Source organism: Bacillus sp. Medicinal_06 (assembly GCF_056711665.1).
Genome location: NZ_JBWYHD010000016.1, coordinates 41,622 through 68,345, shown reverse-complemented (window position 1 = coordinate 68,345; position 26,724 = coordinate 41,622). Strand labels below are relative to the sequence as shown.

Genomic DNA, 26,724 nt, shown 5'->3' with positions numbered 1-26,724 from the left:
ATTAATAATTGGTTGTTTATACTATATGTATATAAGAAAGCACCAAGAAGGGAAGAAACAAATATGATTCAAGTATTGTTTGTTTGTCTTGGGAACATTTGCCGTTCTCCTATGGCAGAAGCAATTTTTCGAGATCTTGTCATACGAGAAGGGTTAGAAGATAAGATTCAAATTGATTCTGCTGGGACAGGTGATTGGCATATTGGTCATCCACCTCATAAAGGAACACAAAAAATTTTAACAGAAAATGAAGTCTCTTTTGAAGGAATTAAAGCACGGCAAGTAGAAAAAGAAGACTTAACAAAGTTTGATTATATTATTGCCATGGACAACAAGAATATAGCAGATTTAGAAAGTTTAGGTAAAGCTGGAGGCTATATTGGTAGACTGTCCGATTTTGTTCCAGGCGGTGGCTGGACGGATGTTCCTGACCCTTATTTTACAGGGAACTTTCAAGAAGTATATGACCTTGTAACAGAAGGGTGTGCAAAGTTGTTAGCATTCATTCAAAATGAGCAAGGAATATGAGAAAGATTAGAAAGAAATACTTTCTAACATAAGAAATGAAAGGGTGAAGGAATATGGCAAAGAAGAATAATATAGCTCGAAACATTGCGATTGGTGTAGCAGCAGGTGTAGCTGTTTCCATGCTTAAGAAAGAAAATCGTGAGAAAGTGAAAAATACAGCAGAAAAAGCAAAATCAAAAATGATTGAAATTGGCGAGAATGCAAAGATTAAAGAAAAAGTGCAAACTGTTACAGATAAAGGGCGCGAACTTGCAGATTTTAATGTAGTAAAGGCGAAGGTAGCGGAAATCAAGAAGCTAACGCCGGCTGTTGTCGGTACGTTAAAGGAAACAAAAGAAATCTTTAGTAGAAAAAAGATTGAATCAGGGGAAAAGCCAGAAACAATTGAAATTCAAGCTGTGTCTCCAAAAGTAGGAGAATTAAAAGCAGAAGAAGAGCCAGTAGTAGCTGAAGATGGTGGGATGAAAGAAGCGCGTGAATTATTTATGAAGGACTCCAATGCGGAAGAAAAAAAGACAGAGGCATACATTGAGTTAAAGCAAGATAAAGAAGAGAAGAAAAGCGTCTAGAGAAATATGAAAAAGTTTCTAGAGAAAGAAAGGGGAAATCGTGTCTATTCGTTTGGAAAGGGTCTATATGACCGAACGATGCGAGATGACGTAGCGGGCTTAGCAGCACAGCTCGCTTATTTCTTCTTGCTTGCGATTTTTCCTGGGCTTGTTTTTTTAATTACACTTCTTGGATTTATTCCCATTCATACAGAGGATGTGCTCAGTTTATTAGAGAATTATGTGCCAGAAGATGCAATGAATTTAATTGAAGTGAATGTAGATAGCGTTGTAAACAAACAAAATGGTGGTTTGTTATCATTTGGTTTATTATCGATGTTATGGTTTGCATCAAATGGTGTAAATGCAGTGATGAATGCTTTTAATCGTGCTTATGACGTAAAAGAAACACGCTCTTACATTACAACGAGAGCGTTATCCATTGTACTCACACTGGCAATAATTTTTATGATTGTTTTCGCTTTAATTGTCCCTGTTTTTGGACAGGTAATTGGAGCAGCTGTTTTTAAAGCGCTCGGCTTATCAGAGAGTTTTTCTTTCGTATGGAGTATTACACGATTAGTAGCCAGCTTTTTAGTGTTATTTGCCTTATTTAGTTTCTTATATACATTTGCGCCTGATCGAAAGTTAAAAAGAAAAGAAGTTGTATCAGGAGCATTATTTGCAACAATTGGATGGATTGTGGTATCGTACTCATTTGCTTATTACGTAGACAAATTTGCCAATTATGCAAATACATATGGTGGTCTCGGTGGTATTATTATTTTAATGTTATGGTTTTATTTAACGGCCTGGGTTATTTTACTTGGTGGTGAAATTAATGGTCTCTTGTATTCTTATCGAGCAAGTGACAATAATTCCCGTGATGGAAAATAGCGTTCTGTTCCATAATAAAAAGGAATAGGAGGGATTCAAGATGAGCAACAATAAAAAAAATCATAATAATAAAAGCCAAGGTAAACAAAAAAGTAGTTCACATCCAAAACATAAAACGAGCAGTAGTGCGAATGGACATAACGGCTACCATTAAAAAGCACAACCGACTCGCTTAAAACGTGAGAGGGATGGTGGCTTCTGATATAGAAACGCGTTTTTTCTTCGTCAGAAAACGCGAAGCCGCCGAATTATCTAGCCGATAGTGCTGGATATTGAAGAAAAAACGGGTTCCCTATTTTAGGGAACCCGTTTAATTATTTCCTTTTAATAATCGTAACCCGTTTAAAATTACAAGGATTGTACTTCCTTCATGGCCGATAACACCAAATGGAAGGGCTAAAAATTGTAGGAAGTTGGAACAAATAAGCATTGCGATTACTGTTAATGAAAAAATAATATTTTGTTTTACAATGCGATTCATACGTTTTGATAAACGAATGGCCTGTGCAAGGCGAGAGAGTTCATTTTTCATTAGAACAACATCGGCTGTTTCTAAGGCAACGTCTGTCCCTTCACCCATCGCAACGCCAATACTTGCTGTAGCGAGTGCAGGAGCATCGTTAATTCCGTCGCCAACCATTGCCACTGTACCGTATTTTTCTTTTAGTTGTTTCACTGTTTCTACTTTTGTTTCTGGTAAGCATGATGCATAGTATTCTTTTATGTTACTTTCAGTTGCAATTGCTTTAGCTGTCTGTTCGTTATCACCTGTGATCATGATGGCTTTCACACCGATACTTTGTAAATCACGAATAGCAGCAATTGTTTCCTGGCGTAACGTATCTTTTAAAGCAATAAGGCCAAGAATTCCTTCTTCATCGCTAATATAGACAACAGTTTTTCCTTCTTGTTCGAGCGTAGTAGCGATACCATTATGAAAAATTTTTGTTTCCTCGCCAATAAAATCGGCCTTTCCAATCTTGTACGCTGTATTTTCTAAAACTCCTCTTAAGCCAAATCCAGTGACATCTTCTACACTTTCTGGTTTTGTTAATGTAATGTCATATGCATGTTTTGCGTACATGACGATAGCTTCTGCGAGTGGATGTGTGGAATGACTTTCGATAGAAGCTGTAATATATAGTACAGCTTCTTCTGTTATTTCATCACGTACGTAAATATCTGTTACAGTCGGTTTTCCTTGTGTTAACGTTCCTGTTTTATCAAAGGCAATTGCCTTTACGGAGGCAAGACGTTCTAAATGAATGCCACCCTTAAACAAAATACCGCTTCGCGCACCGTTAGAAATAGCAGATAATGTCGCAGGTGTAATGGATGCAACGAGTGCACATGGAGAAGCGACAACGAGTAAAATCATAGCGCGATAAAATGTTTCGTTCCAGCTCCAATCTAGTATGAAATGAGGAACGAACATCATGAGAGCAACGACAATAAGTACACCTTTTACATATGTTCCTTCAAACTTTTCGATAAAAAGTTGGGATGGTGATTTTTCACTTTGTGCGTTTTGAACGAGACGAATAATTTTTTGGAACAACGTTTGGTCGCTTCTTTTCGTAATTTTAACTTCAATAGCCCCACGTAAGTTCACAGTTCCAGCGAATACTTCATCACCTAATTTTTTTTCATTTGGGATAGGCTCCCCAGTGATTGCAGCTTCATCAATATTTGTTTCACCGCTATGAATTGTACCATCGGCAGGTACACGTTCACCTGGCTTAATTAAAATAATGTCATCAATTTCTAATTCACCTACTGGAATACGTTCTTCTGTTCCATGAGAAATACGCAAGGCTTCTTCAGGCTGTAAATCTAGCAGAGCTGAAATTTCTTTTTGGCTTTTATTTAATGTGTAAGATTCCATTGCACCGCTTAGGGCAAAGATAAATATTAAGATTGCACCTTCTGCCCAGTATCCAATAATAGCGGCACCAATGGCAGCGAAGAGCATTAACATTTCTACATTTAATTCTTTTTCTTCTATTGTATCTTCAATGCCTTCTTTGGCTTTCGCATATCCTCCAATTATATAGGCGAGGATATAAAAAACTACTCCAACAGTTGTTGCTTCGTTTTTTGTGAATAACCAGCCTGCTAAAATGAAAACACCAGATAGGATTGCAAAGATTAGTTCATAATGTTTTTGAAATGATTGAATCCAAGATGGGTTAGACATATTATTTTTTGATGGTAATGTTTTTACTTCTGAGTTCATAATTACTCTCTCCTTCCATGTTCTTATTGAGAAAAAGAATCAAAATCGAAACCCCCATAAAACGACGAAAGCTGCCATCCATACGGATAGCAGCATTTCTAATGAGAAATTTTATCAATTATTACCTTATAATTATTCTATATTATATCATATATTTCTACTTGAGGATATGTTTTTGCTTATATATGAAATTGAAAAACTTGTTTTTTTGCTGTTCCTTTGGTATATATGGATATTGTTCGTAAAAAGGTCGGAAAGGAAGACAACAAGTGAAGACAGAGAAATTTTTTACTCATCCGATTGGTGTATTTGTTGCAGCACTCGCAGCGACATTTCTATGGGGAAGTGCATTTCCTTTTATTAAATTAAGTTATGCTGAACTCGGAATTCGGCCACATGAAGTTGGCGAGCAAATATTATTTGCTGGTTATCGCTTTTTCTTATCAGGTGTGATGCTCTTATTCTTTTTTAAGGCAATAGGAAAAGATATGCATTTCAAAAAAGAAACAGGAAAGCAATTAGTACAAATTGGTTTGTTTCAAACATTCCTACAATATGTGTGTTTTTATATTGGTATGAGTTACAGTTCCGGCATTGAAGGTGCTATTATTTCGGGGACATCATCCTTTTTCCAAATTTTACTCGCGCATTTTTTATACAAAGATGATGCATTAAATATGCGAAAAGTGATCGGTGTGTCTATCGGTTTTTGTGGTGTAATTCTTGTAAATGTTCCGAGTGATGGAAGTATGGCTTTCCATTTTGGAATTGGTGAATTATTGCTTCTTGGGGCCGCGATGATGTATTCATATGGAAATATATTGGCGAAAGAAGGCAGCAAAACATTAGATGTTGGATACATGACAGCATACCAGATGATTTTTGGATCTATTGGATTATTATGTATTGGCATTTTTCAAGTTGGATTTATGCCTTTTGTATTTAATATGAAAGCACTATCTATGTTACTATATTTATCCTTCTTATCAGCGGCAGGATTCTGTATTTGGAATACAGTTATGAAGTATAACAAAGTTGGAAAAGTATCGATGTATATGTTCTTTATACCGATATTTGGCGTTTTATTATCCAGTATGATTTTAGGAGAAGCAATTCATTCCTTTGTTTTATTTGGCTTAGCGTGCGTAGCGGCAGGAATTATCGTAGTAAATCGAACACCAAATATGCAAAAAACAGAACAAGAGAAACAAGCAGCTTAAAATAAGTGAGTGTATTTTTCTTTCATGCTCGAAAAGAAGGACAGAAGTTATTCTTTTTTTCAAATTTTAGAGGAAAAAAGAAGTTATATCACGAAAGTACAGTATTATCTGTTCATTGAGGAGCACATATTTATGAATGAAATTTATATATTATTAATTGGGCAAGTCTTTCTATTTGTTTTTGGAGCATTTTTTGCAATGGCGAAGACAAGACAAACTATAAAAAATGAGCCGTTACCATTATTGATTCGTCTCACGCTTAGTTTTTCTTTAACGGGTGGTGCGATTTGGATTTGGCTGCAAGATCCATCTGTAGAGTATCGGCAGTGGGTTGCAATTGGTATGACTTTATCTACGCTTGGTGATTTATTTATGGCGGGGCTCATACCGTTTGGGCATCGGCTAATGGGTGGTATGGTTACATTTGCAATTGCACATTGCTTTTATGTAACGGCATTTTTACAAACGGGTATTTCGTGGAAGGGATTCTGGATTGGTGTCATTGCCTACGGCCTATTTTTAATAATTGGTTGGTTCTTTTTTATTCGGAATCAAGGGCAAGATAAGTTGTTTACAATTGGTGCGCTCGTATATGGTTTATGGGTCGGTGGAATGGCATGCTTTGCATTTGCATTATACTATGCAAATAGCGGAATATGGTGGATCCCAGCATTCGGTGGATTACTATTTGTAATTTCTGATTTTATTATCGGTGTGACAGATATTGGCGGCCGCAAAGTAAAGTATGATCCACTTTGGATTTGGTTAACATATATTGCTGCACAGATGTGTATTATTTATGCTGGAATGTAAAGTGAAGCTTTAATCAGTTGGGGCTTCATTCCCTACTGATTATTAGTTTTCACGAATTAGGCTTTTATTGCCCAAAAATAGCGGGATAAAGAATAGGGAACTGCTTGTGAAGAGCGGTTCTTTTTTATAGGTACAGTGAAGTTTGTAGTTACTTTGTTAGTACTAAACATTGAGATCTGTATTATCAATCGCTGATGTAGGATAAGTAATATGAATAATTAACAGATAATATAGAATTTATTTACAAATGAGCCTTATAATAGAGGAATAAGTGAGAAAGGGGAAATAAATGAAAAAGAAAAGTCGCTTTCGTGAACTTTTTGAAATAATAGCAATTGCATGTTTATTGTTTTTTTTAATGAAGATTTTTGTGTTTTTTCCAACAACTGTACAAGGAGCATCTATGAGGCCAACATTGCAAGATGGGGATAAGGTCATTATTAATAAGTTAGCAAAGAGATTTGAGACTTATGAGCGTGAAGATATTATTGTAGTAAAAACTGATAACTTTTATGTAAAGAGAATTATTGGGCTGCCAGGAGATGTAATTGAGATGAAAAATGATCAATTATATGTAAATCATCAAGTGAAAAGTGAATCTTACTTGGATAAGAATAGAGAGCATGCAAAACAACTTCTTGTTAATTTAACAGAAGACTTCGGTCCTATTACAATTCCAAAAGACAAGATTTTTGTTATGGGTGATAATCGTTTAGTAAGTAGAGATAGTCGTAACGGCTTAGGGCTGATTCATAAAACGGAAGTGCTTGGAACATTAACAGCAATCTATTATCCGTTTGATCATATGAAAATTGTGAACTAGAAGGAAGTGATAATATGGAGGATATTATTGGACACATTCTAGTAGGGATTGGTCGGGCAGCAATTGCATTAGGTGAAGTATGTGTTGATGCGGGGAAAGGCATTGTTAGAGGAACGATTGGTGTTGTAAAAGTAGCTGGGGACTTTATGTTAGATGAAGTGGTAGAGCAAGTGGTGGAAAGGTTATTTGAACGAGAAAAACGAAAAAAGAAAAGAATGAAGAGGCATGTGGAAAAGCTAAAGGGGTATGCATGGTTCAAAGTTTTATATGAGGATAAGCGCTGCCAGGAAGTTCTAAATTATAATGAAGTATATAGAAATTTATTAAGTAAACGTCGGTATATACATAAGTTAATTCATAAAGAAGAAGAGAGAAAGAAGTTCATTCATCGTGTAAGAGTTGATGCAAAAGTTAATGATGTTATTTGGGATATGTGAAATAGAATATAAGCAAAAAACCAAGCAATTGTTATGATTTGCTTGGTTTTTTGTTCTTATCTAAATGGTTGGCGCCTTGTTACTTTCTACTTTTGATGAAATCGGTTTATTATTTAGCATGAATTTGTATTGTAATAACTGCAATTTAAACAATGTTAAAGGATCGTGATATGTTTCTGGATTTGTTCTTAGTTTTGTTAATGCATTTTCGTCCTGATTTATTTCGAGATGTGCGGCTTCCACAGTCTGTTTTAATATGCTAAGAGGTTCTTTAAAGAACATCATAATATCGCGTTCTAATGCGCTTTCGAATAATTCAAATTGAAGGAAGAACTGTTCAGAAATCGTTGTTGTTACTTCTGTATAGTCTTCGGTCTCAATATAATTTTTGTATTTGTTGTAAAGCATGGATTGATTTTTTTGCATGTTACCGAATAGTTTTCCCGCACTTTTTAATAGAAATTGTGTTGGTGTAAAGCGTAGTAAAATATTTACGTCATCAACTTTAATTCGGTTTGTCATTCTAGCAACATCTCGACGCCAATCATCAAGTAATTGAAAATCACATGGTAGTTTCATGCGTTCTTCTTCGTATAATTTATTAAATGTTTCACTCATTTCATCTAAATAAGATTGACTTTGAATAAACTCATTATGTGCTTTTTCAATCCATTCCTGAATAGAATGAGTAAATTTAGGTAATATCACTTGTTGCAAATGTTTTTGTATTCTTTCATTCATTGCTACATTTAGTTCTTCAGGAACTTGTTTAAAGTCACTATCTTCCTGAACTAGATCAGAGCAACTCTGTAATAATTCAGGGATTTGATCATGAAGGTCATGTATAATTTCATCTTTAGTTAAACGATATGAGTCTGTGATAGAGCGAGTCTTATCTTTTTCAATAGCAGTTAGATTATTAATAAAGCCATTTAGCTTTACTAAAATGTGTTTGTTCCAACGAATGGATTTTACTAACGTATTTTCTAGTTGTATACGTTCATTTAACAGATACATGATGGTCTTTTGAATAAACCATAATAGTTTTTCTGTGCGTTCTGTTTTTATATTTCTATTATTAAAGTTTGAAGTAATGGACTCTGTTAAATCACTTAGTTGCCCACTGCTCTCCTGTAAAGGTGAGTAAGAGAATACGCGTGCATTTGGAAAATGTACATGTATTTTAGACTCGATTTCAATTCGCTTTTTATTTGCTGCTTCCTCACTAAGAATGGTATCAATTTGATTTAAAACAAATTGAACTTGTAAAGTTGGTAGTTGTTCTTGCATGTACAGAAGTGTATCAATTTCTTCATCAAGTAACGATGAAGAGGTATTAAGAACATATAATAGATTATCAGCTGCATGTAAGTAATCTAGATTTGTATTTTCTTTATTTCCATTTCCATCAAAACCTGGTGTAACGATAAATGAGAATTTATTTTTTCGTAAAAATCTACATGGTAGTTTAAATTCAATACATTTCTGTTCAAATTCTGTTTTTGGAGGAATGGCCATCATTTCGTAAAGTTCATCCAAATTGGAAGTCTTTCGTATTGTTAAATCGGTGAGTTCTGTAAATTCAGTTTGCGCATTATCTTTAAATACGATAGCGGCCTTAGGCGAATCTTTTAGTATATTTTCTCCTAATATAGAATTGATAAAGGCTGATTTACTAGTATGATTTGTACCTGTAACGAGAACTTGTTGTACGTTTACATCAGAAAGTTCCCGAACAAGCCATGTGAAAGAATGACTTAAGTCTACATCATTCTTTTCTGCCCATACGACAATCGTTTCAAAAAGATTTGAGACCTTGTCTAGTTCAACTGCGTTATATGTTGTGGAACTAGAAAGTAGTGTTTCAGTGCTTTTTACAAGTAATGTATCGAGGCTCTTAGGTGAAACCTCATTCCATGCTAATGTTGCAGCAGAAACAAATAGAGAATGTTCTGCTTTTGTTAAGCTAAACCAATTCGTCAACAAGTCTGGAATAAGTTCTTGCAGTTCATGCATCAAGTATTGTCCTGTAATTAATTCGCAGTATGTGTCTTGATAAAGCGTAACAATTTCATCCCATGCGTCGTAAGAATCTACTTCGACATGTAAAAACAGGTGATTAATTGTTTGAATCCATACTAAGTAGGTTGATTCATCTTGATAGCTTTTCCAAAGAGATAAGACCAGTTGCTTAAATTGAACCGAATCGACTGTATATAAAACTTTTAATGCTTCATAAAAATATTTTGGTTTCATTTGTTTTGTGAATCCTTGATTCACATAATTTGTTAAAATCTCAAACCAATGTAATGATTTCGTCCGAATTCCTTCTTGTACAGCAAGGTCAATCGCATTGTTCCAATCCTGCTGTTTTTCATAAAAGGAGCGAGCGATAGCAGTGATATTTGGATAGTCTGGTTGGAAAGAAACAGCTTCACTAATGACCTTAAAAGCAAGTCCTAAACGATTTTGTTCCATGTACAGAGAAAGAAGTTGTAAAGACACTTCCATTGTTAATGTAACGTCTTCTGCTTGAATCGATGTATAAATTTTTTCAGCCATTGAAAATAATCCTAATTCAAAATAAGCGTCTGCTATATTTTTTTTTGCCCATAGAGAGAGGTCATTGTTTACTTTCTCCCATTTGAAAATGGCTGTTTCGAAATCCTTCTGGTGATAATAAATTTCTCCTTGTGCGAAACGAATGTTAGAGATATTAGAAAAATTATTTTGAGCTTCATTTACATATGCTTCCCCAAGAACTTGAGGAGCTTGAATAGAATCCTGTTCAGTTAAGAATGTTTCATAGTATACCTTTTGAATCAAATGTTTTTCTATGGTCATGTTTTTTCCCCCTGTATAATTTAGAAAAATGATTTTTATGTAAAAGGGTGTATAGTACTCTATATGGACAGAAGCTGCATTTTATAGTTTTAAATATATGTTTATTGCCTATATCATTTTCCTTGAGAGTCAAACCGTTGCTAAATGTAACTTTTCTTTATTGTAACAAAAATCCCGCTTGTGAAGTCGGATTTTCTTATAATTATGAAGTGAAGTATAGATTTATCCCGCTATTGGTGAACAATATGCACCAATATCTCAAGATGTTGAAAAGTGACGATTAAAAACAGTGAGAGATTTCATTACAGATCAAATGAATAGGAGTAGAGTTCATTATAAAAACGATGTATAGTGAATATGTATACCATGTTTGCTAAAAAGATAGAGAGGGCACAATATGGAATAACGATCGTGCATAGGATGTGTCATCCGAATGGAACAACATATTGGTGAGTTAATCGCACATTATGGATATTTCGGAATTATTATAGCTCTTGCGGGTGGAATTGTAGGCCTGCCAATACCAGATGAGTTTTTGTTGACGTTTATTGGGTATAATATTTCGAAAGGAATTATGTCCGGTCCAGTTGCTTTTTTAAGTGGAATGGCAGGTGCGGTACTTGGAATTACATTGAGTTATTTACTTGGTTTGAAATTAGGCCTGCCTGTATTGAAAAAATATGGTCCGAAAATTCGAATTAAAGAAAAACAAATTGAAAAAACACATATTTTATTTGAGAAATATGGTCCTGTTTTATTAATGATTGGATATTTTATCCCGGGAGTACGCCATTTGACAGCATATTTTGCGGGAATGTCTAATTTAACTGTATGGCGATTTTGTTTATATGCATATAGTGGTGCATTTATTTGGATTAGCGTTTTCATTGGGCTTGGGTGGAAGTTAGGAGAGAAGTGGCGCTTTGTTGAATATAGTTTACATCACTATGGAATATGGATTTTAATTATTACAGTAGTGGTTATAGTTCTTGTATGGCTATACATAAATAAGAAAAAAAACCGCTCATGAAGCGGTTTTTTAGCTAAAAGCGATAAAAAGGACACCTGCTGTAATACATACAACACCCATTCCAGTCATGAAATTTAATTTTTCACCTAATATAATCATTGCAAGAATAATTGCAAATACAACGCTTAATTTATCTACAGGAGCAACTTGTGAAACCTTTCCTGTTTTCAAAGCGAGAAAATAAAAGAGCCATGATGAGGCACCAGCTATACCACTTAAGGTGATAAACAGCAGTGCTTTTTTATTCATTAGAACGTCACCGATATTTTGAAATTTTCCTTGTATCATAATGACGCCTATCATGAATAGTGCCATGATGATTGAACGGATAGTTGTTGCCACATTGGCATCGATTCCTTCTAAACCAAATTTCCCGAAGATGGATACAAGTGCTGCAGCAATTGCTGATAATAATGCGAATAATAGCCATGAACTCATAGTAAAATTCCTCCAGTCTTGTATCATTATACATGAAAATAATTCTCAAACATAACATGTATTAATAAAATTTGCATACAAAGATATTTAAATGTATAAGCTATTGGTATGAAAACAAAAGGAAATATCTTCGTTGGCTCCTTTTGCTTTCACTTGGCGCGGGCCCTTTTTTACCCTGCTTTAACGGGCTGTAATACTCCCACCTCAAAACTTAAGAGTATGCGAAGAAGTTTAGGTGGGAGATAAACAGCCCATAGAAGCCCGATTGGTGAGGGCCGACAATCAGTGGAGGATGGAGAAAGCCCCCACTGATTGAAGTTTCACTTTATCTAAAAAGAAAAATTTTGAATTTATATAGAAATATAACTATAAAAATAGCAAAAGGCTCACCTGTTAGGTGGGCCTTTTGCTCTATTATTCTGCAATTTCTTCATATAAAAAGTACGTTACATTGTAAATATGTTCTACTTCATCATCTGTCATAAATAAAAGTTCATCACGCTCAATTCCTTTTTTCTTTTCGATAAACTCAATCATGTTTTTCCGTTCTTCTCTTTTCATCATTTTTATTTCTCCTCCCAATCTGTTTTAATACAGTTTATTTAAGTTAATGCTATTATATAACAGAATCTTTAGAAAGTTCCAGCTTTTTTATATTTTTTTACTAAGAACTTTTCGACAAAACAAGCCCTGTTAACAGAGCTTGTTTTCGTACTACAGTCGTAAAAACTCTGGTTGAGTCGTGCCATCGCTATCGATGTAGTAAATTGTATTTGGATTAATTTTTATCAGTACGTAGTTTGGATCTTCAGCTCCTAGCAGCCAACGTTTTAAACTATTATTCCAAAATTTATGTTTTAATGTTGGGTCTTCTTCAATTGAGGCAGTGCCTTCTACTTCAATATAATCTTCATCCCATTTCTTTCCTTCTCGTCCAAGCAGTACATGAACATTTGGGTTCTTCTCAATATCTGTTAATTTTTTTGAATTACGATCTGTTGCGACGTATAGCACAAAATCTTCATGAAAAAACATCATAAAACAGCTATGGGGTTTATTCTCACGAATGGTGGCTAACACACCTGTTCTTTGTCCTTGAATAATAGTTGCGATTTTTTCTTTTAAGTGCATTTTTTTACCCCTTTCTATTATTTGAAAGTTTTGTGTGAAAAAATTTATGATCTTATATACTTTTTTCTTCAATCCCATTTTTTAAACGTATTTGTGATGAAATGGGACAAGTTAGGAGAAGAATAAGAGTAGTAGTGAGGAGAAATACATACGATGGAAGGATGGAGGATATGTTCAATAAAATTTTCTTAATACTTGCATTGGCTGGTGTACCGCTTTCTATTCTTGGAAATACATTGCATTGGCCACAAACAATTATGTTTGCTGTATATTGCGTTACAATTATTGCTCTTGCTGCTTTCATGGGAAGAGCGACAGAAAGTTTAGCTATTGTTTCTGGACCAAGGATTGGTGGATTATTAAATGCAACGTTCGGGAATGCAGTTGAGCTTATTATTTCAATTTTTGCATTGCGAGCAGGATTAACGGAAGTTGTACTTGCTTCACTAACAGGTTCTGTTCTTGGAAATTTATTGTTAGTTGGCGGTCTTTCCTTTTTCGTAGGGGGACTCAAGTATAAAAGGCAAAGCTTTAATGTTTATGACGCAAGACATAACTCTGCCTTACTAATATTTGCAGTTGTCGTGGCATTTGTTATTCCCGAAGTTTTTTCGATGAAGATGGGGATAGAGAAAACATACCAATTAAGTATTGGAGTTTCAATTATCATGATCATCATGTATTTAGCAGCACTGTTTTTTAAGCTAGTTACACATCGTGGTGTATATCAGCATAAAAGTGATGAAGTAGAGCATGAAGAAGAACCAGAATGGTCAAAGGGGAAAGCCTTGCTTATTTTGGCGATTGCAACAGCGGCTGTAGCTTATGTATCAGAGGCACTTGTTCACACATTTGAAACAGTTGCACAATCATTTGGCTGGTCGGAATTATTTATCGGAGTTATTATTGTTGCCATTGTTGGGAACGCAGCTGAACATGCCTCTGCAATTATTATGGCTTATAAAAATAAGGTAAATATTGCAGTTGAAATTGCAATCGGTTCTACATTACAAATTGCCATGTTTGTTGCTCCTGTACTCGTATTATTATCGATGTTCTTTACAATGAAAATGCCCCTTGTATTTACAATGCCAGAACTTGTAGCAATGATTACCTCTGTCTTTTTAACAATTGCAATTTCAAACGATGGAGATACGAACTGGTTTGAAGGAGGAACATTGTTAGCTGCTTATTTCATTATGGGAATTGGTTTTTACTTGTTATAAAAAGTTTGGATAACAATGTCATGGAGAGAAAACAATAGAGGTAATTAATAGTTATTTAAATGATTTATATATTCTTAAATTAGGAAGGAGTAAAGCAGGTGAAACGAGTATGTAGCATATGTCTTTCAACTATGGTCTCGTTTATTTTATTATTTCCTTGCAGCGGTTTTGCAAAGACAACAGTAAATGTAAAGATGCCTTCATCTGTTTTGAATATTTCAAAAGGAAATACCTATCCAAATACAGTGCAAGATTTGCCGCATTTGCAGCCAAGTCAACTTGCGAAAGAATTGCTGAAAACATCGGATATTCGTATTGAAAATCCACACTTAATTCGAATGTTTAATGAAACTTCGATTTCAAATGCCCCCCTTGCAGTGGGATATAGGGCGAAAATTTATTTGGGACAATGGCCTTTAAATTATGAATCAACAGATACAACAATGAATTGGGAATATAAGCAAGTGAATCGTAATGTGTATGACAACCGTGGTGTAGAGAAATTATATCCACTTCGCTACAAACAAGAAGCACAAAAAACTGTAGAAGGCGGTTTAACAGCATATATTAAAGATGCGGAAGATGTTAAAAAAATGATTCTTTTAAAGGCAATGGAAAAGGTGCAGTTACCGCTTTCTTTTAAAACAACCATTGGTTATGGCACCGAGAATGAGCGTGTATACAATATCAGTCCTAAACAACTTGGATATTTATATGCATATACACCAGCAGTAAATGAAAAAGGAAAAGTTACATTTGGAGAAGTATACCTTGTTTTAAAAGGAAATCAAAAGAGGCTTTTGATTAAAAATATTACGTCACAAGGAATTGGGGCTGCAATTCCAATTCAAGATTATTTGTCATTTAAATTTATTTCTTCACCTCATCCACAATAATAGGATAAATACAAAAACGTCAGCGCAATTAGCTGACGTTTTTGTATTAAAGTGTAATATTTGTTTCTTTTGTTAAGAAATCTTCGGTTGGATAGTAGCTGTTTTTTACAAGGATATTCGGTCCAAGGCATTTTACAGCAGGACAGTGACAGCTTAATGACTTTGCTGTTTTTGAGCTGCACCATTTGTCATATGCTTCTTGTAATGTGTTTGTTTGTATATTACCAAGTAGTGGAATATCCCCAAAATCTGTTACGATAATATTGCCATCAAAAATATTTACATTTAAGCGGGAACGTCCATCTGGGTCATTTCGGACAGTTACATTTTTGCTTGTGTGTAATTTTTTTAATGTAGCTAAATCACATTCATCATCACTACATGCGTAGAATGGGAGTGTGCCAAATAGCATCCAAACGTTTTCATCACGAATATCTAATAAATGTTCGATCGCACTTCGAATTTCATCTTTTGTTAAAATTTCAAGGTTGCTAGCAAAATCACTTGGATACATAGGGTGTACTTCATGACGTTTACAGCCCATTTCTTCGACGATTTGACGGTGAATGTGTTCGATATGTGGTAAAGTACGTTTGTTTAACATTGTTTCTGCTGATACAAGAACACCTGCATCTGATAAAGCTTTACTATTTGTAATCATTCGCTCAAATAGTTTCGCACGTTGTTCATAAGTAGGTTTGCGATCCATCATGGCAAATCCACCTTCAACGAAATCATCAATTGTTCCCCAGTTATGTGAAATATGCAACACATCTAAATAAGGAATAATTTGTTCGTAACGGGCTAAATCTATAGTTAAATTTGAGTTGATTTGAGTGCGAACGCCTCGTTCATGGGCATATTTTAAGAGTGGTGTTACATAGTTGTCGACGGATTTTTTTGAGAGCATCGGCTCTCCGCCCGTAATACTTAGAGAACGTAAATGAGGAATCTCATCTAATCGCTTTAATAAAAGTTCCATTGGAAGCGGATTTGGATCTTTCGGCTGTAATGTATAACCAACAGCACAATGCTCACAGCGCATATTGCATAACGTTGTCGTTGTAAACTCAACGTTTGTTAATAGTAATTTGCCGTACTCTTCAAGGTCCATATACGCTTCCCATGGATCGTAAGAAGGAGTAATCGGCTTCATTGTTTGTGATATACTCATCTGAAATACTCCTTTGACTATTGAAATAACAATTTGTCCATCCTCTATAATAGAAGAATATAGACGTTTTATAAAGTGAAACTTTTTGTAACAAGAATTTCTTGATTTTCTTATTTCGTTTTAAAAGAGAAAGAAATCGCATTACATTTCTGTTTATATAGAATAAAGTACTGTGACAAAATTGATGAAAATTCATGTTCATGGTGATCATTTTTGCGGTATAATAAAAGCAACTCGAATAAAAAGGAGAGTGCCTTCGTGGGAAAAGCAATTCAAGATAAAGATTCACAATTAGTATATTTGAAAGAACGTTTAAATATGTTCATCGAAGTAATCGATACAATTGAACCAGAAGAAGTAGAATTAGAAGATGTAGATCGTCTTCTTGCAATGTTAGATGAATTAGAACTGAAATGTGAGCAATTTAAAAAAGACGAATAATATAAAGTGAAACTTTAATCGGTGGGGCTTTATTATCTCCCTCTGATTATTAACCTTCACCAATCGGGCTTTTACGGGCAATCTCCTGCCTAGCTTCTTTGTTTCCGCCAAATTTTGAAGTAGGAATTATTGCCCGAAAATAGCGGGATAAAACGGCTGCCAATTATATATTGGTAGCCGTTTTTTGCAAGTGTGCCGTTTAAATTAGAAAATATCTCGATTTCTATCCTATTAAATAGAAGGAATATGGAAAAAAGGGTATAATCAAGTTGTGAAAAATTCCATTTGATCTTAAGAGTCATGAGATAAAAAAGAAAAGACTCTAGAGAATGAAGAGTGGAAATTTCATTTCGTAACGTTTTGGTAGCGTTCACAATTGAGGGGGAAGTAACAATGGAAAAGCTTCAAGAAAGTATGTATCAACTAATTGTTGAAACATCGACGAATTTGCCGAAAGATGTTCGTCGTGCAATTCAACGAGCAAAAGAACGAGAAAATGCAGGGACTCGTTCAGCGATGGCACTTGGCACGATTACAAATAATATTAAAATGGCAGATGAAAATATCTCGCCGATTTGCCAAGATACAGGGATGCCGACGTTTAAAATCTATACACCAGTTGGTGTGAATCAATTGAAAATGAAAGAGGCCATCTATAGTGCGCTTGAGCGGGCGACAAAGGATGGGAAACTTCGTCCAAACTCTGTTGATTCTCTTTTTGGAGACAATAGTGGTAACAACTTAGGACCAGGTACACCTGTGATTAAGTTTGAGCAGTGGGAGAAAGATTATATTGATGCTCGTTTAATTTTAAAAGGAGGCGGCTGTGAGAACAAAAATATTCAGTACAGCTTACCTTGTGAATTAGAAGGACTTGGACGAGCAGGTCGTGATTTAGAAGGAATTCGTAAATGCCTTCTTCATGCAGTATATCAAGCACAGGGACAAGGATGTAGCGCAGGTGTAATCGGTGTTGGTATCGGGGGAGACCGCACGTCAGGTTATGAGTTAGCAAAAAATCAATTATTCCGTACATTAGATGACATGAACCCAGTTCCTGAATTACAAAAGCTTGAGGAATACGTATTAGAGAATGCGAACAAGCTTGGTATTGGTACGATGGGATTTGGCGGTGAAACAACTTTACTTGGTTGTAAAATTGGCGTATACAATCGTCTGCCAGCTAGTTTTTATGTATCTGTTGCATACAATTGTTGGGCGTATCGTCGCCTTGGTGTAACCATTCATCCTGAAACAGGTGAGATTATCGATTGGTTATATCAAGAAGGTGAAAATACACTTCAGCAAGAAGAAAGTCAAGAGAACAGTGAACAGCGTGAAATTGTATTGCAGGCACCAATTACAGAAGAGCAAATTCGTGAACTTCGCGTTGGTGATGTCGTTACGATTAACGGAATGATGTACACAGGTCGTGACGCAATTCATAAGCATTTAATGGACAATGATTGTCCTGTAGACTTAAACGGACAAATTATTTATCACTGCGGTCCGGTTGTTGTGAAAGATGAAAACGACAATTGGAAAATTAAAGCGGCAGGTCCAACGACAAGTATTCGTGAAGAGCCATACCAAGGTGACATTATGAAAAAGTTCGGTATTCGTGCTGTCATCGGTAAAGGTGGAATGGGAGCAAAAACATTGGCGGCACTAGCTGAACATGGCGGCGTATATTTAAATGCAATCGGTGGTGCTGCACAGTATTATGCCGAATGTATTAAAGAAGTGAAAGGTGTAGACTTCTTACAATTTGGTATTCCAGAAGCAATGTGGCATTTGCGTATTGATGGTTTTAAAGCTGTTGTAACAATGGATTCTCACGGTAACAGCTTACACGCAGATGTAGATAAAACATCACTTGAAAAATTAGCAACCTTTAAAGAACCCGTATTTAAATAAGTAAAAAATGCATCTCGAATCATTCGAGATGCATTTTTTGTTGGCATATATGGAAAAACATGCTCAGCATGAAAGAAATATTGAAAACAGAAACTACAGGTACGATGATATATGGAAAGGAGACTATTTATGAAGCATAAATGGTTATATATAGGTCTCATTTTTTCAATTATAATGGCACTTGTTCCAGTTTCGACTTTCGCGTATACGAATGCACCAAATCACTGGGGGATTCCACGAGCGAAAAATGAGACACCACCAGATGCAGGGGAAAAATTTACTAATTTAGTCCACAATAATGGTGGCTTTTATCTGGGAGATACAAAGAAAAAGGATATATACTTAACATTTGATAATGGATATGAAAATGGATATACTGCAAAAATCTTAGATGTATTAAAAGAAAAGAAAGTACCGGCCACATTTTTTGTAACAGGTCATTATATAAAAGGGCAAAAAGATTTATTGAAACGAATGGTAAATGAAGGGCATATTGTTGGTAATCATTCACAGACTCATCCAGATTTTACAACAGTAAATGATGCAAAACTTCGTGAAGAATTGCAAAGTGTAACAGATGAAATTAAGAATGTTACTGGACAAAAGGAAGTAAAATATTTACGACCACCCCGTGGGATTTTTAGTGAACGTACATTAGCGCTTGCAAAAGAAATGGGCTATTATAATGTATTTTGGTCACTTGCTTTTCTTGATTGGAAAGTCGATCAACAACGAGGATGGCAGTATGCGCATAATAATGTTATGAATATGATTCATCCGGGAGCAATTATTTTATTACACGCAGTGTCAAAGGATAACACGGAAGCATTAGCGAAAATCATTGATGATTTACGCGAGAAAGGGTATCATTTTAAAAGCCTAGATGATTTAGTAAAAAGCAATCAACCGTAAGCATGTATGCTTACGGTTTTCTCATGATATAATGATGTGTAAAAAGGATGGGGAAACGTATGTGGAGCGAACATGTTACGTTAAAGGATCCGTACCATTTTGAAGAGGTGCTCAGGCGTTTGTCTTTTGACCCACTAAATGTTGTTCAATTAGAAGAGAAAATCGTTTATATCCCACTTCTTATGGGTGAAGAACAAATTGTTGTCCGCGTACAAGGAATTGGTACGCTTCAAAATCCGCAATTTTGGATTTCAAGCCAGACAGGTGAACAAGAAAAAGTTATGAAACGCATCTATTCCATTTTTCAATGGAATGAATCTTTTCAAGATATACAAACCCATTTCAGAAACACATCATTACGTCCACTTTTTGAAACATATGCCTATACACCGCTTATTTTAGAGTTTGATTATTTTGCTTGTCTTCTTCGTTGTATTATTCATCAACAAGTTCATTTAAAATTTGCTACGGCTCTTACAGAACAATTTGTAAAACGATATGGAACCGAGAAGAATGGTGTTTTCTTTTTTCCGACACCAGAAAGGGTATCAAAAATTTCAATAGAAGAGCTCAGAAATCAGAAGTTTAGTCAGCGGAAAGCGGAATATATGGTAGGGCTAGCAAAACATATTGTGGAAGGTAAGTTAAACTTAGTGGAGCTAGAAAATCAAACAGACGAAGAAGTATCAGCACAATTGTTACCAGTGCGAGGTATCGGTACATGGACGGTGCAAAATTTTTTATTATTTGGACTCGGGCGAAAAAATATGTTTCCGAAAGCAGATATCGGGATTCAGCGTGCGCTTCAAGGTGTATTTCAATTGGAAAATAAGCCAGATGATGCACTGTTAGAACAAGTGAAACAAGAGTGTGAACCATACTGCAGTTATGCAGCGTTATATTTATGGAAAAGTATAGAGTAGAGGTGTAACAATGGTACAAAAGCAACAAGAGAGTAAGTTGGAAGTTGGCCAAACGTTTCCTGTGACAATTAAACGTCTTGGGATTAACGGAGAAGGCGTTGGTTATTTTAAGAGACAAGTTGTCTTCATTCCAGGTGCATTACCAGGGGAGGAAGTTGTTGCAGAGACAACGAAAATTCAGCGTGGTTTTGCAGAGGCGAAAGTAAAAACGATTCGTAAAGCTTCAACGCATCGTGTGAAAGCGCCATGTCCAGTGTATGATAAGTGCGGTGGCTGTCAGCTTCAGCATTTAGATTACAAAGAACAATTAAATCAAAAGCGTGATATTGTTGTACAAGCGTTCCAAAAGTATATGAATCATAGTCTGGAAGAGAAAATTCGCCCAACACTTGGCATGGAAGACCCATGGCATTATCGTAATAAAAGTCAATTACAAGTGGGACGAAAAGATGAAAAGGTTATTACGGGACTATATGAGCAAAACTCACATCGTTTAATTGATATTGCTCATTGTATGATTCAGCATAAGGCAACGAATGAAGCAACAAAAGTTGTAAAACGTATTTTAGAGAAATTAAATATTTCTATTTATAATGAGCGTAAAGGAAAAGGTCTTGTACGTACAATTGTAACGCGCGTAGCAGTTCAAACGGGGGAAGTGCAAGTTACATTAATTACAGCAAAAGACGAATTCCCGAATAAAGAGCAATTTATTGCAGAAATACAAAAACAAATGCCATCAGTAAAATCGATTATGCAAAACGTAAATGGTCGTAAAACATCCGTTATCTTTGGAGATAAAACGTTCCGATTAGCTGGAAAAGAAGTCATTCAAGAAACACTTGGTGATTTATCATTTGAATTATCAGCACGTGCATTCTTCCAGTTAAACCCAGAACAAACTATTGTCCTTTATAATGAAGCGAAAAAAGCTGCTGCGTTAACAGGAAAAGAAAAAATCGTTGATGCATATTGCGGCGTTGGGACAATTGGACTGTGGTTGGCAAATGATGCAGCAGAAGTACGTGGTATGGATGTGATTCCAGAAGCGATTGCAGATGCAAGGAAAAATGCGAAGCGTCACGGATTTACAAATACGAAGTACGAAGCTGGTAAAGCAGAACAATGGTTACCAAAGTGGGTTAAAGAAGGCTGGCGTCCAGATGTAATTGTGGTTGATCCACCTCGTACAGGTTGTGATGATAAATTATTGGAAACCATTTTAAAAGTGAAACCAAAAACGGTTGCATACGTCTCTTGTAACCCTTCGTCATTAGCGCGTGATGTGAAAACATTAATGAAGAGCTATGAAGTGGAGTATGTACAGCCAGTGGATATGTTCCCGCATACAGCACATGTTGAGAATGTGGTTAAGCTTGTTAGAAAATAAAAAATAAAGAGCTACAAATGTTTATACATTAGGCTTTCCGAAGTTTCTACACTTTACGTGGTAATTTCGGGAAGCCTTATTTTGTATTTTAGTCGATTTCCATTAAAAGCTATTTAAAGTTTCCTTGCAGTTGATTTTAACAACTAAAGTCAACTTTAAATCTATGGTTAGAATGTTATGAAAACATATAATTATAAGTGAGGTGACGAAATGAAAGAAATTAATATTGCTAAAACACTTATTGCAAAGCGTAGAGAAAAAGGAATTACACAAGAAGAACTGGCGGCATATATCGGTGTTACAAAGGCGTCTGTTTCAAAATGGGAAACATATCAAAGTTATCCGGATATCACCTTTCTGCCTCAGCTGGCAGCATATTTCAATGTTAGCATAGACGAACTAATGGGATATGCACCGCAAATGACACAGGATGATATTAAAAAGTTATATCACAAACTGGCATCAGATTTTGCTGAAGAGCCTTTTGACGAAGTAATTGAAGAATGCAGAGCGATTATAAAAAAATATTATTCCTGCTTTCCTTTATTGCTTCAGATGGCCGGGCTGTTTGCAAATCACCATATGTTGGCGGCAGAATCGGAAAAACGGATAGAAGTTCTTGAGGAAGCTATCAGTTTATGTATTCGGGTAAAAACAGAAAGCGAGGATGTTTCGCTTGCAAAAGAAGCGGTCTCATTGGAAGCTATCTGTTATCTCGTTTTACAAAAACCACAGGAGGTCTTGGGGTTACTAGGTGAAACCATTCGTCCGCATTCTCCGGATGATGAAATGGTAGCACAGGCGTATCAAATGATGGGAAACGTGAAAAAAGCTAATGAAGTTATGCAAATTAGTATGTATCAGCACTTGATACGACTGGTTGCAGTAATACCACCGTATCTACTGCTAAATGCGCCAAATGCAGAAAAAATAGAGGAAATCTTACAACGTACTTTTGTCCTTGCAGATACTTATGGCTTAGAGAAGCTACATCCCAATACGATGGTCAAGGTATATAATACGGCTGCACAGGTGTATTGTATGCAGGGAAATTATGAAAAGGCATTGGATATGTTGCAAAAGTATTCGGCTGTCTGTACTTTGAATTTTTCCTTATATAATTTACATGGCGATTCTTACTTTGACGCTATTGATGATTGGTTCGAGGAATTTAAGCTAGGATCAAAGACTGTTCGGAACAAAGAGACTATCAAAGCAAGTATGCTGCAAGGGATTATAGAAAACCCTGCATTTGCTATTTTGGCGGAAATACCAAGATATAAGAGCATCGTTGGGACCTTAAAATTTAAATTGGGGATGAACGAATATGAAAAAAATTTATAAGAGCGCATTAAAATTTTCACTTTATATGTTACCAATAGGTATTATTGGCGGAGTACTAAGTGGATTTTATAGCTTTTTATTGATGAATCAGGAAATGCATAATCAGATATTAGCTCAGACGTCGAAAGAAATGTATATTTTGATTGTAAGTATACAAAGTGGTATTTTATACGCTGGCATTATGGGGTTTTTTGGGTATGTTTTAGCGGATAAGGTAAACCTGCTAAAAAAATTTAATTTTGCTAAGAGGAACGTTCTAATTACGGTAGGCATTAGCACTGTAGCTAGCTTGTTTTTTATAATATTGGATAACTTTATTTTTGCCAGAATGATGCCTGAAGTTGCAGCAACTTATACGAAAGATAATTATTCACTGCTTTATTTAGTAACGTCTGTTATTTATGGCGGAGTACTAGAAGAAATTATGGTGAGATTATTTATTATGTCATTGATTTCTTTTATCTTATGGAAACTGTTTGCCCGTAGTAAAGAAAAAGAAAATATCCCAGTTTGGATATTTGTATGTGCCAATATTTTATCAGCGCTATTATTTGCAGCAGGGCATATTCCGGCAACAATTCTAACCTTTGGAGCTTTGAATACTCTCCTTCTGATACGTTGCTTTTTACTCAATGGTATTTTTGGAATGATTTTTGGTTGGCTATATCAGAAGATGGGGTTGCAATATGCAATAATAGCACATGCGTTAGTGCATGCTATTCGTTATATTATACTTGCTGGCTTCCTTCTATAAAGGATGAAAGATTAAGTGTCTGATTATTCTGTTTGTTGATCGCGTTGTTAAAGAAAATAGAATATGATTGCTACCGTTTTCCGAGCGTAATTGAAATGTTTGTAAATCAGCTTCTTTACTTGCTGTTCAATAAGAAAAGTTATGAATGTATATAAGAGAATGGAGCTTGCAGTTATACTACTTTCATGTGTAGAATGTAGAGAAGCTTATTTGCAAGTAGACTTAAGTCATAAAAAGATATGATAATTTATTTAAAATAAGGATACGTTCCCTCACAAAGTAGGAGTTATGTGAGGGATTATATTTTATTTAGCCATTAGAAAGCAAGGAGAATATAATGAATAACTACAAATTAACAATTCAATACGACGGTGGACGCTATAAAGGTTGGCAGCGACTTGGAAATAATGATAATACGATTCAAGGCAAAATCGAAAGTGTATTATCAGAAATGATCGGACAAGAGATAGAAATCATTGGTTGCAGCAGAACAGATGCTGGTGTACATGCTCTTAATCAGGTAGCTAATTTCAAGATTGAAGAGAAATTATCAGAACCGAAAGTTAAAAAGTATTTAAATCAATACTTACCAAACGATATTAGTATTACTGATGTAGAGTTAGTTCCAGAACGCTTCCATGCTCGCTACAACTCAAAATCGAAAACGTATTTATATAAAATTTGGAATGAGGAACATACAAATCCGTTTATGCGTAAATACAGTATGCACGTTCCGAAAAAGTTAAATATTGAAAGTATGAAGAGAGCAGCTCAATATTTCATTGGTTCACATGATTTTACTGCTTTTTCGAATGCCAAATCGAAAAAGAAATCTATGGTTCGAGAAATATATATGCTTGATGTCACGGAAAGTGAAGGTTTTATCCAAATTCGAGTGAGCGGAAATGGATTTCTTCACAATATGGTGAGAAAGATCGTTGGAGCATTAGTAGAAGTTGGCTTAGGTCAGTTAGATGCAGATGCGATCCCGCAAATTTTAGAGGCGAAACAACGAAATCAAATTAATTGTCTTGCAGATGCAAGTGGATTGTATTTGGAGAAGGTAGATTTTTAGATAATTTTGTAGTTGATATAGATATAAATCAAAAAAGGAAGGGGGAACAACCCTTCCTTTTTTTGAGTGTACTTATAGAAATTGTAAAGAAATCAATATGATATATAGGTCTTCTTAGCTGTTTAAATTATATTTTTTTAATCGATATTGCAGGTTTTGCCTACTAAGTCCTAAAAATTTTGCTGTTTGTGAGATATTCCCTTTATTTTCTTTAAGAATTTGATCAATGTATTCCTTTTCCATTTCTTTTAGTGTGTTCTTCAAAGGTTTAGGTGTATCATTGGTATTCTGACTATTTATTGGCGGATGGAAGCCATATTCTCTTTTGGTTAGTTCATAAAAGCGTGTAGGGATATGGGCTGTTGTGATGATTTCTTCCTCTTCTATTAAGTTCATAGTGCCTTCAATCATATGTTCTAACTCCCTTACATTACCAGGCCAATCGTAGTTATAAAAGCAGTCTTTTACGTTTGAATCTATTCCTTTTACTTTTAAGCCAAATTCGATATTATATTTTTCAATAAAATGATGAACAAGCATGGAGATATCTTCTTTTCGCTCTCTTAAAGGTGGAAGAAATAAAGTTACAACGCTTAATCGATAATATAGGTCTCTCCTTAATCGATTGTGTGTTATAGCTTCAACAGGGTCTTCATTAATGGTTGCTATGATTCGGACATCTACTTCTTTTTCTTGTGCTCCTCCGACTCTGCGTATTGTTTTATCTTGTATAGCACGCAATAATTTAGCTTGAAGAGCTGGACTTAATGAGTTAATTTCATCTAGCAATAAAGTCCCACCATTCGCTTCTTCAAATAAACCAGGTTTATCTATTGCACCTGTAAAAGCGCCTTTGTTCGTTCCGAATAATAGACTTTCCATTAGGGTCTCTGGTATAGCAGCGCAATTTTGTGAGATAAAAGGCTTTGTTGAACGATGACTTTTATTATGGATACTTTGCGCAAATAATTCTTTCCCAGTTCCTGTTTCTCCTACGATAAGTATGGAGGATGATGTACGTGTGACTTTTTTTGCTTCGGTAATGATCGATTGAGTTTCCCTAGAATTACCTATTATATGATTAAAGGTAAACTTAGTATTTTGCCTTCGAGTAAGACTTGTTTTCATCATTGGCTTTAATTGGGTAATGTCTTTTGAAATTTCAACAGCCCCTTTGATTTTTCCATTTTCTATTATGGGGAAGGTATCATTAATTGTTGTAATCTCTTTTCCTTTATTATTAAAATAAGTCTGTTTTACGTTTTTTTTAGTTTTTCCGAGTTTTAGTGCCTCTATAAGAGTGCTAGTTTGATTCTCTTCAAATGCAAATACCTCCAAAGGATTTTTATATAGTATGTCTTTACGATCCATCGATTCTATTTCCATCATTTTCCGATTGTAGATTATCGTTTTACTTTCCTCATTAATAATATGGATCCCAATATCAAGTTCATTGAGTAAATTTTCATATAGCATATTCATCTCAACTAATTTTTTGAAATTGATTTCTTCTGTATGCATGTATCATCTTCTCCTCGTTATACCCTATGAAGACTGACTTTTTATAATTTTATTAAAATTCTTGTAAAACCGCAAAATTTTTTTGCACTTTTTCTATTAAAAATTTTAAAATGCTAGAAAAATTTTTGCGCTTATTAAGCTTTTTACCGTATGAAATTCTAATTTTATATAAAAATTGGGGTTGGTATGTATCTTGCATGAATAGA

General features: G+C 35.1%; 25 protein-coding genes. 18 read left to right on the top strand and 7 right to left on the bottom strand.

Annotated elements, in window-relative coordinates; all coding sequences use genetic code 11:
- Window positions 1-63 precede the first annotated feature (63 nt).
- From AC1M36_RS24770 to AC1M36_RS24760, 3 genes are read left to right on the top strand one after another with little or no spacing between them, the layout of a single operon-like run.
- Window positions 64-528, top strand: a complete 465-nt coding sequence (locus tag AC1M36_RS24770) for a low molecular weight protein-tyrosine-phosphatase (RefSeq protein WP_336453291.1) — start codon at window positions 64-66, stop codon at window positions 526-528.
- Window positions 529-581: 53 nt separating this feature from the next.
- On the top strand, window positions 582-1,097 hold the full coding sequence (locus AC1M36_RS24765) for a DUF4075 domain-containing protein (protein ID WP_336453292.1): 516 nt from the start codon (window positions 582-584) through the stop codon (window positions 1,095-1,097).
- A 6-nt stretch (window positions 1,098-1,103) separates the two neighbouring features.
- Window positions 1,104-1,973 (top strand): YihY/virulence factor BrkB family protein, encoded by an 870-nt coding sequence (locus tag AC1M36_RS24760; protein ID WP_336453293.1) that lies wholly within the window; start codon window positions 1,104-1,106, stop codon window positions 1,971-1,973.
- A gap of 310 nt (window positions 1,974-2,283) precedes the next feature.
- Here the strand turns inward: AC1M36_RS24760 and AC1M36_RS24755 are convergent, their stop codons facing one another.
- Window positions 2,284-4,209 carry a heavy metal translocating P-type ATPase gene (locus AC1M36_RS24755; RefSeq protein ID WP_336453294.1) on the bottom strand — a complete coding sequence of 642 codons (1,926 nt, stop codon included), beginning with the start codon at window positions 4,207-4,209 and terminating at the stop codon, window positions 2,284-2,286.
- 269 nt (window positions 4,210-4,478) lie between these two features.
- Between AC1M36_RS24755 and AC1M36_RS24750 the strand changes: the two genes are divergently transcribed.
- From AC1M36_RS24750 to AC1M36_RS24735, 4 genes are all read left to right on the top strand, one after another.
- Window positions 4,479-5,429, top strand: coding sequence for a DMT family transporter (locus tag AC1M36_RS24750; RefSeq protein WP_336453295.1), 951 nt, complete (start codon window positions 4,479-4,481; stop codon window positions 5,427-5,429).
- Between the two features lie 132 nt (window positions 5,430-5,561).
- Window positions 5,562-6,242 carry a lysoplasmalogenase gene (locus AC1M36_RS24745; protein WP_336453296.1) on the top strand — a complete coding sequence of 227 codons (681 nt, stop codon included), beginning with the start codon at window positions 5,562-5,564 and terminating at the stop codon, window positions 6,240-6,242.
- A gap of 289 nt (window positions 6,243-6,531) precedes the next feature.
- Window positions 6,532-7,065: a signal peptidase I gene (gene lepB, locus AC1M36_RS24740; protein ID WP_336453297.1), complete on the top strand. Its 534-nt coding sequence runs from the start codon at window positions 6,532-6,534 to the stop codon at window positions 7,063-7,065.
- Between the two features lie 14 nt (window positions 7,066-7,079).
- The gene (locus AC1M36_RS24735; RefSeq protein WP_336453298.1) at window positions 7,080-7,502 is read left to right on the top strand and encodes a hypothetical protein; all 423 of its coding nucleotides are present in this window, start codon (window positions 7,080-7,082) and stop codon (window positions 7,500-7,502) included.
- Between the two features lie 60 nt (window positions 7,503-7,562).
- Here AC1M36_RS24735 and AC1M36_RS24730 read toward each other — a convergent pair whose 3' ends face one another.
- Window positions 7,563-10,346, bottom strand: coding sequence for a GTP-binding protein (locus AC1M36_RS24730; protein WP_336453299.1), 2,784 nt, complete (start codon window positions 10,344-10,346; stop codon window positions 7,563-7,565).
- Window positions 10,347-10,779: 433 nt separating this feature from the next.
- Between AC1M36_RS24730 and AC1M36_RS24725 the strand changes: the two genes are divergently transcribed.
- Window positions 10,780-11,376 (top strand): DedA family protein, encoded by a 597-nt coding sequence (locus AC1M36_RS24725; RefSeq protein ID WP_336453300.1) that lies wholly within the window; start codon window positions 10,780-10,782, stop codon window positions 11,374-11,376.
- Window positions 11,377-11,385: 9 nt separating this feature from the next.
- Here the strand turns inward: AC1M36_RS24725 and AC1M36_RS24720 are convergent, their stop codons facing one another.
- From AC1M36_RS24720 to AC1M36_RS24710, 3 genes are all read right to left on the bottom strand, one after another.
- A complete protein-coding gene (locus AC1M36_RS24720) occupies window positions 11,386-11,814 on the bottom strand; it encodes an EamA family transporter (RefSeq protein WP_336453301.1) in 429 nt (142 codons plus the stop codon).
- 414 nt (window positions 11,815-12,228) lie between these two features.
- A complete protein-coding gene (locus AC1M36_RS24715; RefSeq protein ID WP_000817786.1) occupies window positions 12,229-12,375 on the bottom strand; it encodes a BH0509 family protein in 147 nt (48 codons plus the stop codon).
- A gap of 153 nt (window positions 12,376-12,528) precedes the next feature.
- Window positions 12,529-12,945: a pyridoxamine 5'-phosphate oxidase family protein gene (locus AC1M36_RS24710; protein WP_336453302.1), complete on the bottom strand. Its 417-nt coding sequence runs from the start codon at window positions 12,943-12,945 to the stop codon at window positions 12,529-12,531.
- Between the two features lie 170 nt (window positions 12,946-13,115).
- On the opposite strand from AC1M36_RS24710, the gene cax reads away from it, so the two are divergent.
- Window positions 13,116-14,171, top strand: coding sequence for a calcium/proton exchanger (cax, locus tag AC1M36_RS24705; RefSeq protein ID WP_336453303.1), 1,056 nt, complete (start codon window positions 13,116-13,118; stop codon window positions 14,169-14,171).
- A gap of 98 nt (window positions 14,172-14,269) precedes the next feature.
- A complete protein-coding gene (locus tag AC1M36_RS24700) occupies window positions 14,270-15,067 on the top strand; it encodes a YfkD famly protein (protein WP_336453304.1) in 798 nt (265 codons plus the stop codon).
- A 46-nt stretch (window positions 15,068-15,113) separates the two neighbouring features.
- Here AC1M36_RS24700 and yfkAB read toward each other — a convergent pair whose 3' ends face one another.
- Complete coding sequence (gene yfkAB / locus AC1M36_RS24695; RefSeq protein WP_336453305.1) at window positions 15,114-16,241, bottom strand: radical SAM/CxCxxxxC motif protein YfkAB; 1,128 nt, start codon at window positions 16,239-16,241, stop codon at window positions 15,114-15,116.
- A 258-nt stretch (window positions 16,242-16,499) separates the two neighbouring features.
- Between yfkAB and AC1M36_RS24690 the strand changes: the two genes are divergently transcribed.
- From AC1M36_RS24690 to truA, 8 genes are all read left to right on the top strand, one after another.
- Window positions 16,500-16,682, top strand: coding sequence for an SE1561 family protein (locus AC1M36_RS24690; RefSeq protein ID WP_002174720.1), 183 nt, complete (start codon window positions 16,500-16,502; stop codon window positions 16,680-16,682).
- Window positions 16,683-17,075: 393 nt separating this feature from the next.
- Window positions 17,076-18,599: a class I fumarate hydratase gene (fumA, locus tag AC1M36_RS24685; protein ID WP_336453306.1), complete on the top strand. Its 1,524-nt coding sequence runs from the start codon at window positions 17,076-17,078 to the stop codon at window positions 18,597-18,599.
- Window positions 18,600-18,728: 129 nt separating this feature from the next.
- The gene (gene pdaA / locus AC1M36_RS24680) at window positions 18,729-19,511 is read left to right on the top strand and encodes a delta-lactam-biosynthetic de-N-acetylase (protein ID WP_336453307.1); all 783 of its coding nucleotides are present in this window, start codon (window positions 18,729-18,731) and stop codon (window positions 19,509-19,511) included.
- A gap of 59 nt (window positions 19,512-19,570) precedes the next feature.
- Window positions 19,571-20,434 (top strand): DNA-3-methyladenine glycosylase family protein, encoded by an 864-nt coding sequence (locus tag AC1M36_RS24675; RefSeq protein ID WP_336453308.1) that lies wholly within the window; start codon window positions 19,571-19,573, stop codon window positions 20,432-20,434.
- A 10-nt stretch (window positions 20,435-20,444) separates the two neighbouring features.
- Window positions 20,445-21,824, top strand: a complete 1,380-nt coding sequence (gene rlmD, locus AC1M36_RS24670) for a 23S rRNA (uracil(1939)-C(5))-methyltransferase RlmD (RefSeq protein WP_336453309.1) — start codon at window positions 20,445-20,447, stop codon at window positions 21,822-21,824.
- Between the two features lie 210 nt (window positions 21,825-22,034).
- A complete protein-coding gene (locus AC1M36_RS24665) occupies window positions 22,035-23,168 on the top strand; it encodes a helix-turn-helix domain-containing protein (protein ID WP_336453310.1) in 1,134 nt (377 codons plus the stop codon).
- Complete coding sequence (locus AC1M36_RS24660; protein ID WP_336453311.1) at window positions 23,152-23,922, top strand: CPBP family intramembrane glutamic endopeptidase; 771 nt, start codon at window positions 23,152-23,154, stop codon at window positions 23,920-23,922. The genes AC1M36_RS24665 and AC1M36_RS24660 overlap by 17 nt, the downstream gene beginning before the upstream one ends.
- 337 nt (window positions 23,923-24,259) lie before the next feature.
- Complete coding sequence (gene truA, locus AC1M36_RS24655) at window positions 24,260-24,997, top strand: tRNA pseudouridine(38-40) synthase TruA (protein ID WP_336453312.1); 738 nt, start codon at window positions 24,260-24,262, stop codon at window positions 24,995-24,997.
- 114 nt (window positions 24,998-25,111) lie between these two features.
- Here the strand turns inward: truA and AC1M36_RS24650 are convergent, their stop codons facing one another.
- Entirely contained in the window at window positions 25,112-26,518 is a 1,407-nt protein-coding gene (locus AC1M36_RS24650) for a sigma-54 interaction domain-containing protein (RefSeq protein WP_479846307.1), read from the bottom strand.
- Between the last annotated feature and the right edge of the window lie 206 nt (window positions 26,519-26,724).